Origin of the sequence: Saccharothrix longispora (assembly GCF_030852425.1) — a bacterium.
Lineage (GTDB): Bacteria > Actinomycetota > Actinomycetes > Mycobacteriales > Pseudonocardiaceae > Actinosynnema > Actinosynnema longispora.
In genome coordinates, this window is sequence record NZ_NSDM01000001.1 from 451,228 (window position 1) to 467,602 (window position 16,375).

At 73.7% G+C, this 16,375-nt stretch carries 19 protein-coding genes; 7 read left to right on the forward strand and 12 right to left on the reverse strand.

Translation table 11 applies throughout. From position 1 onward, the window contains the following. Nucleotides 1-51 precede the first annotated feature (51 nt). The 4 genes from purL to CKY47_RS02375 form a co-directional block, all read right to left on the reverse strand. Nucleotides 52-2,334 (reverse strand): phosphoribosylformylglycinamidine synthase subunit PurL, encoded by a 2,283-nt coding sequence (gene purL, locus CKY47_RS02360; protein WP_306743915.1) that lies wholly within the window; start codon nt 2,332-2,334, stop codon nt 52-54. Next, on the reverse strand, nt 2,331-3,002 hold the full coding sequence (gene purQ, locus CKY47_RS02365) for a phosphoribosylformylglycinamidine synthase subunit PurQ (RefSeq protein WP_306743916.1): 672 nt from the start codon (nt 3,000-3,002) through the stop codon (nt 2,331-2,333). The genes purL and purQ overlap by 4 nt, the downstream gene beginning before the upstream one ends. Next, nucleotides 2,999-3,238 carry a phosphoribosylformylglycinamidine synthase subunit PurS gene (gene purS / locus CKY47_RS02370; protein ID WP_306743917.1) on the reverse strand — a complete coding sequence of 80 codons (240 nt, stop codon included), beginning with the start codon at nt 3,236-3,238 and terminating at the stop codon, nt 2,999-3,001. Before purS ends, purQ begins: the two co-directional genes overlap by 4 nt. Nucleotides 3,239-3,342: 104 nt before the next feature. Continuing rightward, the gene (locus CKY47_RS02375; protein WP_306743918.1) at nt 3,343-4,005 is read right to left on the reverse strand and encodes a hypothetical protein; all 663 of its coding nucleotides are present in this window, start codon (nt 4,003-4,005) and stop codon (nt 3,343-3,345) included. Between the two features lie 118 nt (nt 4,006-4,123). Between CKY47_RS02375 and CKY47_RS02380 the strand changes: the two genes are divergently transcribed. Together CKY47_RS02380 and CKY47_RS02385 are read left to right on the forward strand one after the other, a co-directional pair. Continuing rightward, nucleotides 4,124-5,095, forward strand: coding sequence for an NAD-dependent epimerase/dehydratase family protein (locus CKY47_RS02380; RefSeq protein WP_306743919.1), 972 nt, complete (start codon nt 4,124-4,126; stop codon nt 5,093-5,095). A gap of 39 nt (nt 5,096-5,134) precedes the next feature. Then, complete coding sequence (locus CKY47_RS02385; protein WP_306744526.1) at nt 5,135-5,740, forward strand: MBL fold metallo-hydrolase; 606 nt, start codon at nt 5,135-5,137, stop codon at nt 5,738-5,740. Here CKY47_RS02385 and CKY47_RS02390 read toward each other — a convergent pair. Both CKY47_RS02390 and CKY47_RS02395 read right to left on the reverse strand, forming a co-directional pair. Continuing rightward, nucleotides 5,662-6,375 (reverse strand): DUF2334 domain-containing protein, encoded by a 714-nt coding sequence (locus CKY47_RS02390; protein WP_306743920.1) that lies wholly within the window; start codon nt 6,373-6,375, stop codon nt 5,662-5,664. The genes CKY47_RS02385 and CKY47_RS02390 overlap by 79 nt on opposite strands. A gap of 95 nt (nt 6,376-6,470) precedes the next feature. Then, entirely contained in the window at nt 6,471-7,364 is an 894-nt protein-coding gene (locus CKY47_RS02395; RefSeq protein WP_306743921.1) for a phosphoribosylaminoimidazolesuccinocarboxamide synthase, read from the reverse strand. A gap of 64 nt (nt 7,365-7,428) precedes the next feature. Between CKY47_RS02395 and CKY47_RS02400 the strand changes: the two genes are divergently transcribed. From CKY47_RS02400 to CKY47_RS02415, 4 genes are all read left to right on the forward strand, one after another. After that, the gene (locus tag CKY47_RS02400) at nt 7,429-8,283 is read left to right on the forward strand and encodes an ABC transporter substrate-binding protein (RefSeq protein WP_306743922.1); all 855 of its coding nucleotides are present in this window, start codon (nt 7,429-7,431) and stop codon (nt 8,281-8,283) included. Next, the gene (locus tag CKY47_RS02405) at nt 8,280-9,110 is read left to right on the forward strand and encodes an amino acid ABC transporter permease (protein WP_306743923.1); all 831 of its coding nucleotides are present in this window, start codon (nt 8,280-8,282) and stop codon (nt 9,108-9,110) included. The genes CKY47_RS02400 and CKY47_RS02405 overlap by 4 nt, the downstream gene beginning before the upstream one ends. Next, on the forward strand, nt 9,107-9,886 hold the full coding sequence (locus CKY47_RS02410) for an amino acid ABC transporter ATP-binding protein (protein WP_306743924.1): 780 nt from the start codon (nt 9,107-9,109) through the stop codon (nt 9,884-9,886). Before CKY47_RS02405 ends, CKY47_RS02410 begins: the two co-directional genes overlap by 4 nt. A gap of 71 nt (nt 9,887-9,957) precedes the next feature. Further along, the gene (locus tag CKY47_RS02415; RefSeq protein WP_306743925.1) at nt 9,958-10,398 is read left to right on the forward strand and encodes a hypothetical protein; all 441 of its coding nucleotides are present in this window, start codon (nt 9,958-9,960) and stop codon (nt 10,396-10,398) included. Between the two features lie 25 nt (nt 10,399-10,423). On the opposite strand, the gene purB is transcribed toward CKY47_RS02415, so the two are convergent. The 6 genes from purB to CKY47_RS02445 are packed head-to-tail and all read right to left on the reverse strand — an operon-like array spanning nt 10,424 to nt 15,202. Beyond that, nucleotides 10,424-11,857: an adenylosuccinate lyase gene (purB, locus tag CKY47_RS02420; RefSeq protein WP_306743926.1), complete on the reverse strand. Its 1,434-nt coding sequence runs from the start codon at nt 11,855-11,857 to the stop codon at nt 10,424-10,426. Between the two features lie 46 nt (nt 11,858-11,903). Then, nucleotides 11,904-12,731: a hypothetical protein gene (locus CKY47_RS02425; protein ID WP_306743927.1), complete on the reverse strand. Its 828-nt coding sequence runs from the start codon at nt 12,729-12,731 to the stop codon at nt 11,904-11,906. Then, nucleotides 12,728-13,258 (reverse strand): RNA polymerase sigma factor, encoded by a 531-nt coding sequence (locus tag CKY47_RS02430; protein ID WP_306743928.1) that lies wholly within the window; start codon nt 13,256-13,258, stop codon nt 12,728-12,730. The genes CKY47_RS02425 and CKY47_RS02430 overlap by 4 nt, the downstream gene beginning before the upstream one ends. A gap of 43 nt (nt 13,259-13,301) precedes the next feature. Then, nucleotides 13,302-13,886 (reverse strand): TetR/AcrR family transcriptional regulator, encoded by a 585-nt coding sequence (locus CKY47_RS02435; protein WP_306743929.1) that lies wholly within the window; start codon nt 13,884-13,886, stop codon nt 13,302-13,304. Between the two features lie 24 nt (nt 13,887-13,910). Continuing rightward, nucleotides 13,911-14,666, reverse strand: a complete 756-nt coding sequence (locus tag CKY47_RS02440) for a hypothetical protein (RefSeq protein WP_306743930.1) — start codon at nt 14,664-14,666, stop codon at nt 13,911-13,913. A 17-nt stretch (nt 14,667-14,683) separates the two neighbouring features. Then, nucleotides 14,684-15,202, reverse strand: a complete 519-nt coding sequence (locus CKY47_RS02445) for a SigE family RNA polymerase sigma factor (protein ID WP_306743931.1) — start codon at nt 15,200-15,202, stop codon at nt 14,684-14,686. Nucleotides 15,203-15,355: 153 nt separating this feature from the next. Here CKY47_RS02445 and CKY47_RS02450 point away from each other — a divergent pair, with 153 nt between their 5' ends. Continuing rightward, entirely contained in the window at nt 15,356-16,375 is a 1,020-nt protein-coding gene (locus CKY47_RS02450; protein ID WP_306743932.1) for a threonine aldolase family protein, read from the forward strand.

Here is a 16,375-nt window from a genome sequence, read left to right on the forward strand (position 1 = left end):
CGGTGAGGGGGTCGGCCGGGAGCTCCGCACCCGGCCGACCCCGCCGTCACCTCAGTCGAACAGCGCCGGGAGGGTGCCCTCCCACGCCTCGCGCAGCTCGTCCAGCGGCAGCGCCCCGAGGCCCTGCACCTCCAGCGAGCCGGACTCCGGGTCCACCACGCCGACCTTGCGCCACGGCAGGCCGCGCGCCGTGCACATGTCGGTGAACCGCAGCTCCTCGGTGCGCGGCACGGCCACCAGCACGCGGGCCGTGGACTCGCTGAACAGCTCGGTGAACAGGTCGCCCTCCAGGAACACCCGGGCGCCCACCTCGCCGATCAGGCAGGTCTCGACCAGCGCCTGCGCCAGGCCGCCGTCGGACAGGTCGTGCGCGGCGGACAGCATCCCGTCGCGCGAACCCGCCACCAGCACCTCGCCGAGCAGCTTCTCGCGCGCCAGGTCCACCTTCGGCGGCAGGCCGCCCAGGTGCCCGTGGACGACGTGCGCCCACTCCGAGCCGCCGAACTCCGCGCGCGTCTCGCCGAGCAGCAGCAGCGTCTCGCCGGCCTCCGCGCCGATCCCCGTGGGGATGCGGCGGCGGACGTCGTCGATCACGCCCAGCACGCCCACCACCGGCGTCGGCAGGATCGCCGTCGAACCGGTCTGGTTGTAGAAGCTGACGTTGCCGCCGGTCACCGGGATGCCCAGCTCGGCGCAGCCGTCCGCCAGCCCCTTCACGGCCTGCTCGAACTGCCACATCACGCCCGGGTCCTCGGGCGAGCCGAAGTTCAGGCAGTTCGTCACCGCGACCGGCGTGGCGCCGGACGTGGCCACGTTCCGGTACGCCTCGGCCAGCGCCAGCTGCGCGCCCGCGTACGGGTCGAGCCTGGTGTAGCGGCCGTTGCAGTCGGTGGCCAGCGCCACGCCCCGGTGCGTCGACTCGTCGATGCGGATCATGCCCGAGTCGGACGGCTGGGCGAGCACCGTGCCGCCGCGCACGTACCGGTCGTACTGCTGGGTGACCCACCGCTTCGACGCCAGGTTCGGCGACGCCGCCATGGTCTTGACCAGCTCCAGCAGCTCGCCGTCGGCCGGCTTCGGGAGCCGGTCCGGGGCGTCGGCCTGGAGGGCGTCCTGGTCGGCCGGGCGCTCGATCGGCCGCTCGTACACCGGGCCCTCGTGCGCGACCGTGCGCGGCGGGACGTCCAGCACGACCTCGTCGTGCCAGGTGATGACGAGCCGGTCGCCCTCGGTGACCTCGCCGATCTCCGTGGCGATGACGTCCCACTTGGCGCAGACCGCCATGAACGCGTCCAGGTCCTCGGGCCGCACGACCGCGCACATGCGCTCCTGCGACTCGCTGGACAGGATCTCCGCCGGCGTCATGCCGGTGGCGCGCAGCGGCACCCGCTCCAGGTACACGTGCATGCCGCCGTCACCGGCGCTGGCCAGCTCGGACGTCGCGCACGCCAGGCCGGCGCCGCCGAGGTCCTGGATGCCGACGACGATGCGCTCGGCGAACAGCTCCAGGCAGCACTCGATGAGCACCTTCTCGGTGAACGGGTCGCCCACCTGCACGCTCGGCAGCTTCTTGCGCTTGCCCGCGCCCGCCGTGTCGTCGAACGTCTCGGACGCCAGCACGGACACGCCGCCGATGCCGTCGAGGCCGGTCCGCGCGCCGAACAGGACGACCTTGTTGCCGGTGCCCGAGGCGTGCGCCAGGTGCAGGTCCTCGACCCGCATGGCCCCCACGCACAGGGCGTTGACCAGCGGGTTGCCCGCGTAGGTCGCGTCGAACACGACCTCGCCGCCGATGTTCGGCAGGCCCAGGCAGTTGCCGTAGCCGCCGACGCCCGCGACGATCCCGGGCAGCACGCGGCGGGTGTCCGGCGCGTCGGCCGGGCCGAAGCGCAGCGGGTCCATCACGGCCAGCGGACGCGCGCCCATCGCGAGGATGTCGCGCACGATGCCGCCCACGCCCGTCGCCGCGCCCTGGTACGGCTCGACGTACGACGGGTGGTTGTGGCTCTCGGCCTTGAAGGTGATCGCCCAGCCGTCGCCGATGTCGACCACGCCGGCGTTCTCGCCGATGCCCGCGAGCATCTTCTCGCGCATCTCGTCGGTGGTGGTCTCGCCGAAGTACTTCAGGTGCACCTTGGACGACTTGTAGGAGCAGTGCTCGCTCCACATCACCGAGTACATCGCCAGCTCGGCGTCCGTGGGGCGGCGGCCCAGGATCTCCTTGATGCGGGCGTACTCGTCGTCCTTCAGGCCCAGCTCCTTGTAGGGCTGCTCCTGGTCCGGCGTGCTCTCCGCGTCCTTGACGGTGTCGACCTTGGGGATCTCCGCGGTCATGCCCCCACCACCGAGTCGACGAGGGAGAGGAACATGCCCAGGCCGTCGTCGGTCGGGCCGGTGAGCGCGTCGATCGCGTGCTCCGGGTGCGGCATGAGGCCGACGACCCGCCCGTTCGCGCTGGTGATGCCCGCGATGCCGTTGCGGGAGCCGTTCGGGTTCCCGCCCGCGTAGCGGAACACCACCCGGCCCTCGCCCTCCAGCTCGTCCAGGGTGCGCTGGTCGGCCTGGTAGCCGCCCTCGCCGGACTTCAGCGGGACCAGGATCTCGGCGCCCCGGTCGTACCGGGTCGTCCAGGCGGTCTCGTTGTTCTCGACCGTCAGCCACTGGTCGCGGCACACGAAGTGCAGCTTCGAGTTGCGCACGAGCGCGCCGGGCAGCAGGTGGGCCTCGCACAGGATCTGGAAGCCGTTGCAGATGCCCAGGACCGGCATGCCCTTGTTCGCGGCCTCGACGACCTCCTGCATCACCGGGGCGAACCGGGCGATGGCGCCGCAGCGCAGGTAGTCGCCGTAGGAGAAGCCACCGGGCACGATGACCGCGTCGACGCCCTTGAGGTCGTGGTCCGCGTGCCACAGCGGAACGGCCTCGCCGTCCGCGTACCTGACCGCGCGCTCCGCGTCGACGTCGTCCAGCGTGCCCGGGAAGGTGATGACCCCGATCCTCATGCCTCGACCCGCCTCACGACCCAGTCCTCGATGACCGGGTTGGCGAGGAACGTCTCGGCGATCTTCGCGAGCGTGGCGTCGTCGACGTCGTCGGCGACCTCCAGCTCGAAGTGCTTGCCCTGGCGGACAGTGGTGATCCCGTCGAACCCGAGACGGGGCAGCGCGTTGGCCACCGCTTGTCCCTGCGGGTCGAGGATTTCGGGCTTCGGCATGACGTCGACGACGACTCGGGCCACGACAGGCTGCTCCAAGCTAGGAGGACTGGCGGTACTCGCGAAGGGTACCTGAGCTGGGTGTTCATCGAGTTCACAGGTGGCGGGGGGCACACGTTCACCTCGTTTCACCCGATCGTGATCGATATGCGGGGCCGGAGTTCCGATGACCTTGCATCAGCTTCGGCCCGTAAGCCGAGGAAGTGAGCACGGCACCCGTCCGGACGGTCGGCGGCCGTGCTTCGCGCTTCTCGGGGAAAGTCCAGCCGGATCACCGGGCCGATGATCGGCTCGACCCGACGCGCCCAGTCACCTCCCGCCCCGTGGCTCCAGGCCGCGATGTCGGCCGGCCACAGCAGCGGGTCGCCCGTGCTGTCGAAGTGCTCGTACGTCAGGCCGGCGTCCTCGGCGTGCTTGCCCAGGGCCATGCGAGTGGTGTGGACGTCGTGCTCGTCGCGCCCCGAACGGCTGTCCAGCACCAGCCTGCCGGCCTCGACGTCCAACGAGTCGCCCACCAATCGGGTCAGGCACGCCCTCCTGGTGCCCTCCTCGTCCCGGCGACACCCGGCACCGTAGATGTCGACCCGCACGTCGAGCCCGACCAGCACGGACAGGATCGCCCGACGCCGCTCGGGCTTCTCGTGCTTGAAGTGCAGCCCTCGCCGACCGGGCAGGAGCAGGCCACGCAACCGCCTCCGCAGCGCGGTCGGATGTCTCGGGTCCACCACGGCCGAAGCGAGGTAGTACGTGTCGTTGCGCCGTGCTTCGTCGACGAAGGCGTGCACTGTCACGGCCGTTCATCGGCACCCGACCGGTTGGCCTGCACGAACGCCGCCCGAACGTGTGTTCACGTGTTCGCTTTCGGCTGACCCGCTGGCGGTCGCGCCCCGGCGGTCCCAGGGTGGGGCCATGCGGATGCTGGTGCTCGGCGGCACGGTCTTCCTCGGCAGGGCGACGGCGACCGAGGCGGTGCGGCGGGGGCACGACGTGGTGTGCGCGGCGCGCGGGGAGTCCGGGGCGGTGCCCGCGGGGGCCGTGCACGTGCCCGTCGACCGGAACGCGGGGCTCGGCGAGCTGGAGGGCACGCACTTCGACGCGGTCGTGGACGTGGCCACCATGTCGGTCGGCTGGGTGCGCGGCGCGCTGTCCTCGGTGGGCGCGGACCACTGGACGTTCATCTCCAGCTGCTCGGTCTACGCCGACCACGCCACGCCCGGCAGCACGGAGACGTTCGCGCCGCTGGAGGACGACCCCCGCGCGCCGATGTCGCCCGAGCGGTACGGCGCGGTCAAGGTGGCCAGTGAGAACGCCGTCCTCGACGCCGTCGGCGACCGGGCGTTCATCGTCCGCGCCGGCCTGATCACGGGTCCCGGCGACCGGAGCGACCGGTTCGGGTACTGGCCGAACCGGCTCAGCCGGGGCGGGCGGGTGGCCGTGCCGGACGCGCCCGACCAGCCCGCGCAGCACGTGGACGTGCGCGACCTCGCGGCGTGGGTGGTGGACGCGGCCGAGCGGCGGCTCGCCGGGACCTACGACGCGGTCGGGCCGAGCAACCCGTTGAGCCTGGTCCTGGGGGAGGTCGCGGGCGCGGTGGCGCCGCCGGGCACCGAGCTGGTGCGCATCCCCGGGGAGGTCCTGGCGCGGCACGGCGTGGAGCCGTGGGCGGGGCCGCGGTCGTTGCCGCTGTGGCTGCCGGCCGACCACCGGTCGATGATGTTCCGCGACGCGGGTCCCGCGCTGGCCGCCGGGCTGCGCGTCCGGCCGACCGCCGAGACCGCCGCGGACGCCCTGGAGCACGAGCGGGGACTGGGCCTGGACCGCGACCGCCGCGCCGGCCTGCCGCCGGAGGTCGAGGACGAACTGCTGCGCGCGGTCGGCTGAACCGGGGTAGAACGGTGCGGTGAGGAGGCCCACCACGGAATCGTCCACTTCGGACACTCCTGCCTGCTGGTCGACACCGGCTCCGCGCGCGTCCTGTTCGACCCCGGCACGTTCTCGTCCGGCTTCGAGCGGGTGACCGGGCTCGACGCGGTCCTCGTCACGCACGAGCACGCCGACCACCTCGACCCCGACCGGCTGCCCGCCCTGCGCGAGGCCAACCCCGGGGCGGCGCTGTTCGCGCCGTTCGACCTGGCCGGCGCGCGACGGGCCGAGCCGGGTGCGGTGCTCGCGTTCGGCGGCACGTCCGTGCGCGTCGTCGACGCGCCGCACGAGGTCGTCCACCCGGCGATCCCGCTGCCGGCGAACGTCGGCTACCTCGTCGACGACGGCGCGTTCTACCACCCGGGCGACTCGCTGGCCGTGCCCCGGCAGCGGGTCGACGTGCTGGGCCTGCCGACGGCCGCGCCGTGGATGAAGCTGTCCGACGCGGCGGACTTCCTGGCCGCCGTCGGCCCGCGCAAGGCGGTGCCGATCCACCAGGCGGTCCTGGCCGACCCGGCGGTGTACTACCGCGTCCTGACCGGCACGGCGCCCGACGGCGTCGAGGTCGTCGTGCCGCCCAGCGGGGAGGGGTTGGCCCTGTAGGTGGTCGGCGCGGCCCCGTGGTGCAGGGCCAGGTCCACGGCCTCCAGCAGCACGGGCGCGAGCCGGTCGAGCGACGCGGCGTCCACGCCGAGCCGCACCAGGCCGCCGCGCCGGGCCGACCTGCCGACCGCGAGCAGGTGGCTCCAGTGGTCGACGGCCATCCGCACCCGGCCGGGCCGCACGTCGCCGGTGCGCAGGTCGCGCACGCCCGCCATGTCCGCGCACACCGCGAACCGGTGCCGGCGCAGCGCGACCAGCGTGCCCGGTGACGCGAGCCACGACGGCGGCGCGAACAGGTCGGTGGCCAGGCCGAGCCGCTGGAGGCCGGCGCGCGCGGCGACCAGCCGCAGGCCCGCCTCGTGCGCGGGGAGCGCGGAGAACTCGGCCCGGCGGCGCAGCGACACCGCCCGGTGCGTCGGGTCGGCGGCGTGGTCGAACCCGTGCAGCACCAGCGCGTCACCCGCGGCGACGCGCGTGCGGACCCAGTCGGGGACCGCGCCGGGCACGGCCTTGCGCGGGGCCAGGAGCAGGGACAGCGGCACGTGCCGCCGGTCCAGCGCGTCGGCCAGGTCGGCGCACCGGTCGAGCGTGTCGGAGCCGATGCCGGACAGCGAAACCACGAGGTGGGCGGCCATGGGTCCAGTGCGCCGCACCGGCGTGTCGCCCGCTTGGCGACGAGGTGACGCGCCGGTGCGGATCGGGCGAAATCACGAGTTCCGGCGTGCCCCGCTCAGGACGTGCCGGACGGCCAGTCGGCGAAGGACAGCCCGGTGATCCGCTCGTACGCCTCGACGTACCGGGCGCGGGTGGCGGCCACGACGTCGTCGGGCAGCGGGGGCGGCGGGGTGTCGGACGCGCGGTCCCAGCCCGAGGCGTCCGAGGTCAGCCAGTCGCGGACGTACTGCTTGTCGAACGACGGCTGCACGCGGCCGGGCGCGTAGCCGTCGGCGGGCCAGTAGCGCGACGAGTCGGGCGTCAGCACCTCGTCGCCGAGGACCAGCGCGCCCGAGCGGTCGAGGCCGAACTCGAACTTCGTGTCGGCCAGGACCACGCCCCGGGACCGGGCGTACTCGCGGGCCGCGCCGTAGATCGCGAGCGTCGCGTCCCGCAGCCGGCCGGCCAGGTCGGCGCCCACCTGCGCCACGACGTGCTCGAACGACACGTTCTCGTCGTGCGCGCCGATCTCGGCCTTCGTCGCCGGGGTGAAGATCGGCTCCGCCAGCTCGGACGCCTCGACCAGGCCCTCGGGCAGCTCCACGCCGCACACCGCGCCGTCCCGCCGGTACTCGACCATGCCGGACCCGGTGAGGTAGCCGCGGGCGACGCACTCCACCTGCACCATGTCGAGCCGGCGCACGAGCAGCGCCCGGCCGCGCACCTCGTCGGGGATGCGCGGGTCGTCCCACGCCACCAGGTGGTTGGGCGCGAGGTCCGCGAACCTCTCGAACCAGAACACGCTCATCGCGGTGAGCACGCGCCCCTTGTCGGGGATCTCCGTGGAGAGCACGTGGTCGTAGGCGGAGATCCGGTCGGAGGCGACGAACAGGAGCAGGTCGTCGTCCACCTCGTAGACCTGGCGGACCTTGCCTGCGGCGACCTGCCGGTAGTCGGCGAGCTTGGGCACGATCCGAAGCCTACTTCGTCCCGCTCCGTGGGCACCCCTTCCCACCTGCGGCAAGATCTCCCCCATGCGTGCACCCGGAGTGATACTCGCCGTCACCGCCCTCTTCGCGGTCACCGCCTGCGCCCCCGAGGAGCAGGCCGCGCCGCCCACCAACCAGGTCGACGGGGTCGCCTGCGACAAGGCGAACCTGGCGACGCTGACCCCGGGCAAGATCACCTTCGGCACGGACCAGCCGGTCTACGAGCCGTGGTTCGTGGACGACGACCCGACCAACGGCAAGGGCTTCGAGTCCGCGGTGGCCTACGCCCTCGCGGGTGAGCTGGGGTACTCGAAGGAGGAGGTCGTCTGGACGCGGGTCCCGTTCAACGCGGCGATCCAGCCCGGCAGGAAGACCTACGACGCCAACCTCACCGAGTTCTCCATCACCGAGGAGCGCAGGCAGGCCGTCGACTTCTCCGCGCCGTACTACGACGTGGACCAGGCCGTGATCACGCTGGAGTCGTCCAAGGCCGCCTCGGTGAAGACGCTCGCCGAGCTCAAGCAGGTCAAGGTCGGCGCCCAGGTCGGCACGACCAGCTACGACGCCGCCAAGCGCCTCCAGCCGGCGCAGGACGTGGCCGTCTACAACACCAACGACGACGCCAAGGCCGCCCTGCGCGCCGGGCAGATCGACGCGCTGGTGGTGGACCTGCCGACCGCGTTCTACATCACCTCGGCGGAGCTGGAGGACGGCGTGATCGTGGGCCAGATCCCGGCCGGCGACGGCAAGCCCGAGCAGTTCGGCATCGTGCTGGACAAGGGCAGCCCGCTCACCGCGTGCGTGTCCACCGCGGTGGAGAACCTGCGGGCCGACGGCACGCTGGCGAAGATCGAGCAGGAGTGGCTGTCGGCCGCGGGCACGGCACCCGAGCTGAAGTGACGAGCGAGCTGCAACGGGAACGCCTGGCCTACCGGCGTTCCCGCTCGCGGCGGTCCACGCTGGTCGCGCTGCTGTCCACGGTGGTGTTCGCCGCCGCGGCGGTGGCGACCACCACCACCGCGCCCGGCTGGCCGCGCGTCCGGGACTCGTTCTTCGACGTGGAGGTCGCGTGGCGGTCGCTGCCCGCGATCCTCGACGGGCTGTGGCTGAACCTGCGCGTGCTGGCCGTGTGCGGGGTGCTGATCCTCGTGCTCGCGCTGGGCGTGGCGGCGCTGCGCACCCTGCGCAGCCCGGTGTGGTTCCCGCTGCGCGCGCTGGCCACGGTGTACGTGGACCTGTTCCGCGGGCTGCCGCTGATCATCCTGCTGTACCTGGTCGGGTTCGGGTTGCCCGCGCTGCGGCTGACGGGCGTGCCGAACGACTACGTGGTGCTCGGCGGCCTGGCGCTCGTGCTCGCCTACACCGCGTACGTGGCCGAGGTGTTCCGCGCGGGCATCGAGTCGGTGCACCCGTCGCAGGTGGCGGCGGCCCGGTCGCTCGGGCTGCCGCCGCGCAAGATCATGCGGCTGGTCGTGCTGCCGCAGGCGGTGCGGCGGGTCATGCCGGCGCTGCTGAACGACTTCGTGGCGCTCCAGAAGGACTGCGGGCTGATCTCCGTGCTGGGTGCGGTGGACGCGGTGCGGGCGGCGCAGATCGAGCAGTCCCGGGCGTTCAACTTCACCCCGTACGTGGTGGCGGGGCTGCTGTTCGTGCTGCTCGCGGTGCCGACGGCCCGGTTCGCCGACGCCGTGGGCCGCCGGGTGGAACGCCGACAGGGGGGACGATGACCGAGCCTGTGCCGTCCGATCCGGTGCTGTCCGATCCGGTGCTGTCCGTGCGCGGGCTGGTGAAGCGCTACGGGGTCCGCACGGTGCTGGACGGCATCGACCTCGACGTGCGCGAGCACGAGGTGGTGGCGCTGATCGGGTCGTCGGGGTCGGGCAAGTCGACCCTGCTGCGGTGCGTGAACCTGCTGGAGGAGGTGGACGACGGCCAGGTGCTGCTCGACGGCGTGGACGTCTCCGACCCGAGGGTGGACGCCGACGTGGCGCGGCGGCGCATGGGCGTCGTGTTCCAGGCGTTCAACCTGTTCCCGCACATGACCGTGCTCGACAACGTCACGCTCGCGTCGCGCGTCGTGCACGGCGTGCCCCGGGCCGACGCGGAGCGGAGCGCGCTGGAGCTGCTGGCCCGCGTGGGCCTGGCCGACCGCGCCCGCGGTTACCCCGAGCAGCTGTCGGGCGGCCAGCAGCAACGCGTCGCGATCGCCCGCGCGCTGGCCCACGTGCCGCGCCTGCTGCTCCTGGACGAGATCACCAGCGCGCTGGACCCGGAGCTCGTCGGCGAGGTGCTGGAGCTGGTCAGGGAGCTGGCGGGGCAGGGGAGGACGATCCTGATGGCGACCCACGAGATGGGGTTCGCCCGCCAGGTGGCCGACCGGGTGGTGTTCCTCGACGGGGGGAAGCTGGTCGAGTCCGGCCCGCCCGCGCAGGTCCTGGGCGACCCGGAGCACCCGCGCACCAGGCAGTTCCTGAAGAGGATCATCGACGCGGGCAGGCTGTAGCGCTACTCCGTGCGTGCGTCCGCGACACCGCCACTTGGGGTACCGGACCCGCTACCCCTACTCTGCTCCCCGTGGTCCATCGGAAGGCGCCAGTGGCCGTCGTCGGGGGGAGCTGCCTGCTCGCCCTGCTGCTCACGGGCGCGTGCGGCAAGCCGACGGCCGTCCCGGAACCGGTGGAGGTGCCCACCGTCGCCACCAGTTCCCCGACGGCGCCCCCGTCCGTCCCGGCGGTGGCCAGCATCTCCGTGCGCCCGGTCACCACGACGCCGCCACCACCCACCGTGCGGGCGACCACCGAAGCCCCGCCCCCGCCGCCGGTCGACGTCCAGCCGCCGCCCGCGCCGGAACCCACGACCGTGGCGCCGACGACGACCGAACCCGGGTTCGACGAGGTGGCGATCGAGGGGTTCCCCTGCGAGGAGCGGGGCGCGACGGCGGTGGACCCGGCGGGGCGGGCGCTGGTCTGCGAGCCCGGCCGGCGTCAGCGCCTGCGCTGGGAGCGCGCCCGCTGAGCGGTCCGGGCGCGCTCCGCGCCGGTCAGAGGATCGGCTCCGGCACGTAGCCGGCCGCCGCCGGGAACGCCTTCAGCACGTCCTCGACCTGCGCCACCACGTCGGCCACCTGCTGCTCCGCCACGCCGGTGAACGACAGGCGGTCGGCGAGCAGGGCGTCCAGGGCGGCCCGGTCGAGCGGCAGGCGGTCGTCGGCGGCGAGGCGGTCCAGCAGGTCGTTCTCCGCCAGGCCCTGCTCGCGCATCGCGAGCGCCACCCCGACCGCGTTCTCCTTGATCGCCTCGTGCGCGGTCTCCCGGCCCACACCCGCGCGCACGGCCGCCATCAGCACCTTCGTCGTGCCGAGGAACGGCAGGTAGCGGTCCAGCTCGCGGGCCACCACGGCCGGGTAGGCGCCGAACTCGTCGAGCACCGTCAGGAACGTCTCCAGGAGCCCGTCGAGCGCGAAGAACGCGTCCGGCAGCGCGACCCGGCGCACGACCGAGCACGACACGTCGCCCTCGTTCCACTGGTCGCCCGCGAGTTCGCCGACCATCGACAGGTAGCCGCGCAGGATCACCGCGAACCCGTTGACGCGCTCGCACGAACGCGTGTTCATCTTGTGCGGCATGGCGCTGGAGCCGACCTGGCCGGGCTTGAAGCCCTCCGTCACCAGCTCGTGGCCCGCCATCAGCCGGATGGTCTTGGCCAGCGACGACGGCCCGGCCGCCAGCTGCACGAGCGTCGACACCACGTCGAAGTCGAGCGACCGCGGGTACACCTGGCCGACGCTGGTCAGCACCCGCTCGAACCCGAGGTGCCCGGCCACCGCGCGCTCCAGCCCGACCAGCTTGTCCCGGTCGCCGCCGAGCAGGTCGAGCATGTCCTGGGCGGTGCCGACGGGACCCTTGACGCCACGCAGCGGGTACCGCGCGATCAGCTCCTCCAGCCGTCGGAACGCGACGAGCACCTCGTCGGCGGCGGTCGCGAAGCGCTTGCCGAGGGTGGTGGCCTGGGCGGCGACGTTGTGGGACCGACCGGCCACGACGAGGTCGGCGTGCTCGGCGGCGCGGCGCGCGAGGCGGCCGAGGACCGCGGCGGTCTTGCCCCGCACGTGCTCCAGCGAGCGCAGGACCTGGAGCTGCTCGACGTTCTCGGTGAGGTCGCGCGAGGTCATGCCCTTGTGCACGTGCTCGTGCCCGGCGAGGGCGTTGAACTCCTCGATGCGCGCCTTCACGTCGTGCCTGGTGACCCGCTCGCGCTCGGCGATGGACGCCAGGTCGACCTGGTCGACGACCCGCTCGTAGTCGGCGACGGCCTCCGCCGGCACGTCGACGCCCAGTTCGGCCTGCGCCCGCAGCACGGCGAGCCACAACTGCCGCTCCAGCACGACCTTGTGCTCGGCGGACCACAGCGTGGCCAGCTCCGCTGAGGCGTAGCGACCGGCGAGGACATTGGCGATGCGGGGCTTGACCGTCACGTGACCAGCATATTTGCCGGCCGGCCGGGGCCGGGAACCGGGCACGTCAGAACAGGGCCACCTTCGGGTCCATGGCCAGCCGGACCAACTGCTCCGGCGACAGGGGCACGGTGCCGCGCAGCGTGCCGCCCTGCGCCGGGTCGTAGTTGTAGGCGTTGACCTGCACCACGGTGCCGTCGACGCGGAAGTGCGCCGCCGACAGCACGGCCGTGCCCTCCGGGCCGCCGTCGCCGGTGGCGACATCCACGCGGCTGCCGTCCGGCTGCTCCTGGGACATCACGCACGTGACCGTCCTGCAGAACTCGACCGGGCTCATCGCCGACGCCCCGCCGCCGAGCTGCACCGACACCCCGCTGGTGCCCTCGGCGTCGCGGAACTGGAGCAGCCCGCTGACGAACCGGGCGTCACCCTGCCCGCCGTTGTCGTCGAAGGCCACCTCGACCACCTTGGTCCCCGGCACGACCCGGCCGAACAGGGCGCCGAAGTGCTGCGCCAGGAACACCTCGGTCCCGCTGCGCCGGGGCTCCCCGGTCACGGTGGTGGCGGGCGGCCCCCACCGCGACGGCCGGAGGTCCCGGTCGCCGTCCGGCGCGACGGGCGGCGCCGTCACCGACGACGACGGGGGCGGCTGGACCGTGGTCGTCAGCACCGGTCCCCCCGAGGCCACCTCGACCGCCGCATGCCGGTCGAGCACACCCGGCAGCGACAGCACCGTCCCGGTCAACACCAGCGTCGCCGCGCCCACCGCCACCAGCGCACGACGCCTCTTCCGGGCGTGCCGGGCGCGGGCGATCAGCTCGTCCGGGTCGAAGTCCAGGGGCGGCTCGTCCCCGACCGCGGCGCGCAGCCCCTCCCTGATCTCCGCCTCGCTCACGAGGCCACCACCGCCCCCCGCTCCAGTTCCTCGACGGCGGCGCGCAGCGCCACGAGCCCGCGCGCGGTCTGGCTCTTGACCGTGCCCTCGGTGCACCCCATCGCCACCGCGACCTCGGCCACCGGCAGGTCTTCGAAGTAGCGCAGCACGAGCACGACGCGCTGCCTCGGCGGCACGTGCAGCAGCGCCGCGTGCACGAGGTCGCGCGCCCACAGCCGCTCACCGGCCCGGTCCGGGTCGGCCGACGTGTCCGCCACGTCCGGCACCTGGCCGTCGCGCTGCTCCGCCCGCCGCCACGGCCGGCGCTTCTCGTCGAGCCACGTGCGCAGCAGGACCTTGCGGGCGTAGGCCGAGGCGTTGTCGCGCCACTCGATGCGGTGCCACGCCTGGTAGAGCTTGAGCAGGCTCGCCTGCATCAGGTCCTCGGCCATGTGCCAGTCACCGCAGAACAGGTACGCCGTTCGCCGCAGTGAGGCCGCGTGCCCCACCGCGAACTCCCGGAACCCCTGCTCCTCGGCCTTGCGCATGCCATCCCCTTCCGCGCCCCCACCTCCTGAACGCGGTCGGGGGTCACCGGGGTTGCATCGACTTCTCGAGCATGCGCCGGGCGGCGGCGCGCGGGTCCGGGCTGATCTCGATCAGGGCGTTCACGACGGCGCCGTCGACCAGCGCGATGAGCTCCTCGACCCGCTCGCGGGTGACCGGCTGACCGGTGCGGGTGAAGATGTCGAACAGCAGGTCGTGCAGCTGCACGGACATCCGCCGCATCAGCGGCCGGAGGTAGGGCCGCCGGCCGGTGGCCACGAGGCGCTCGTAGCGCAGCAGCACGGCCTCCGCGTCGCCCTCGCCGACCGGCCCGAGCAGCAGGTCGAGCACCAGGTCGATGAGCGCGTCGCCGTTGCAGCCCCCCGGGTCCAGCTCGTCGAGCCGGGCCTTGCCGTAGGCCAGCTCGGCGTTGCCGTGGTGCTCCAGCGCGGCGGTGACCAGGTCCTCCAGCGAGTCGAAGTAGTACGTGGTCGAGGCCAGCGGCAGCCCCGCGCGCTCGGCGACGGCGCGGTGCCGGATCGCGTCGAAGCCACCGGTGGCCAGGAGGCCGGCGGCGGCCTCGACCAGCGCCTGGCGGCGGCGTTCGCCCTTCGGCGTAGCGGCTGTCATTGCAGGGAAGGTACTAGTGCCGCCCTAGGACCGGTCCCCGAGCCGCTGCGCCAGCGACGCCAGCTCGTCCGCGAACGGCGCGACCGCCGACCCCGCCGCCGGCTCGCTGAGCACGTACAGCTCCTCGCCGCCCGGCGTGGGCGAGCTCTGGAACCGCACCGACGGGGCCACCGCCAGGTCGGACGTGCCCGCGGGCGCGACGACGACGGACACCGTGCCGGTGGTCCCGCCGTCGCGGACCAGGTAGCTCGCGCCGCGCGCGCCCACCGGGCAGTTCGCGGCGGCCGGGGCGGGCTGGAGGCCCCGGGCGACCGGGAGCTCGTCGGCGAGGGCGACGGCGAGCTCCCGGTCCACCTCGACGCACCCACCGGGGGTGCGGCCGACCGTTGGCCGGTCGGCTGTCCCCAACGGCTCGTCCCCCTGCGTGGACGGGTCGTCGGGGACGCTCCTGGGCGGCATCCCGCCGCTCCGGTCCGGTGCGGCGTCCTCGGGCAGCGCGGGCGCCTGGGCTTCACCGAACCGGGTGACGTCAGGGGACGGGACCCCCTCCGCGGACACCGCCGCGGCGGTGTCGCCCGCGGTGTTCTCGAACAGGTTCGCCGAGACGACGACGCCGCCGAACACCAGCACGACGGCGAGCGCGGAGCCGAGCGCCACGGCCGACCTGCGCCGCGCGGTCGCCCGCGCGGACGCCGCCCGGACCTCACCCACGTCGAAGGACGCGGGCGGCGCGTCGCGGGTCGCGTCGCGGAACAGCTCCGAGAGCTTCTGCTCGTCCACCTACCTCCACCTCCCGTTCACGACGCGGGCCGCAAGTCGTCGATCGCATCGCCGAGCGCTTCGCGCAGGGCTTCCAGTCCCCGGGAGGTCTGGCTCTTGACCGTGCCCTCCGAGCACCCGAGCGCCTCCGCGGTCGCCGAGACGTCCAGGCCCTCCAGGAACCTGAGCACGAGCACCGCCCGCTGCCTGGGCGGCACCCGCCGCAAGCCCGCGACCAGGGTCTCGCGCGTCGCCACCGAGTCGGCGACCTCGCCGTCGGTCGCGGGCGTGTCCGGGACCTGGTCCACGAACCGCTCCCGCCGCCACGGCCGCCGGGACTCGTCGATCACCGCGCGCACCACGCTGCGGCGGACGTAGGCGTCCAGGGCCTGCTTGTCCCGGACCTTCCGCCACCTGCGGTGCAGCGCGACGAACGCGGTCTGCGCGAGGTCGTCCGCCCGGTGCCAGTCACCACAGAGCAGGAACGCCGTTCGGCGCACGGCCTCCCGGCGAGCCACGAAGTACTCCGCGAACTCCTGCTCGTCGCGCTGATCCACGCGGACTCTCTCCGCTCGTCGTGCTTGCACCTACCGGACGGAACCGGGACGGCCAACGGTTGCACGCCCGTCGACCGAGACTTGCGTCACCCCCCATCGTCGTACCGCCGACGCGGCTGGGTGGGGACTTGCCCGGTGTGATGTGATCCATTCGTGACCACGCTCCCGCCGCTGGACTTCCGGTCGGACACCGTGACCCAACCGGACGAGGCCATGAGACTGGCCATGTCGCGCGCCGAGGTCGCCGACGACGTCCTCGACCACGACCCGACGATGAGACTGCTGGAGGACCGCGTCGCCGAGCTGCTCGGCGTGGAGGCGGCGCTGTGGGTGCCCACGGGGTCCATGGGCAACCTCATCGCGCTCACCGTGCACCTGCGGCCGGGCGACCGGTTCCTGGCGCCGCGCGGCGCGCACGTGCTGGACAGCGAGCTGGGCACGGCCGCGTTCATCGCGGGCGGGATGCCGCACCCGCTGGAGTGCGACGCCGGTCCGGGACGCGCGTCGCCGGACGCGGTGCGCGCCGCGGCGGGCGCCTCGGGGCCGTACTACGCGCTGCGCACGACCCTGTTGTGCCTGGAGAACACGCACAACTCGGCGGGTGGCTCGGTCACCCAGCCCGACGAGCACGCGCTGCTGGTGTCGGCCGCGCGCGAGACCGGGCTGCGGGTGCACCTGGACGGCGCCCGGCTGTGGAACGCCGCCGTCGCCCTGGGCCTGCCGCCCGCGGCGCTGGCGGTCGGCGTGGACACCGTGCAGGTGTGCCTGTCCAAGGGGCTGGGCGCGCCGGTCGGGTCGGTCGTCGCCGGGTCGGCGCTGTTCGTCGCCGAGGCGCGGCGGGTGCGCAAGATGCTGGGCGGCGGCGTGCGGCAGGGCGGCGTGCTGGCCGCCGCGGGCCTGGTCGGGCTGGACCGGGTCGACGACCTCGCGCAGGACCACGCCAACGCCAAGGCGCTCGCCAAGGGCCTCGCCGAGCTGGGCTGGCAGGTGGACGAGCCGGAGACGAACATCGTGCTGGCGGGCGTGCCGGACCTGGACGTGACGCTCGCCGGGCTGCGGCACCTGGGGGTGCACGCGGGACCGATGTCGGGCAAGGTGAGGTTCGTGACGCACCGGGACGTGGGCGCGGACGACGTGGTCGAGGCGCTGCGGCGCATCGGGTCGGCGAGCTGA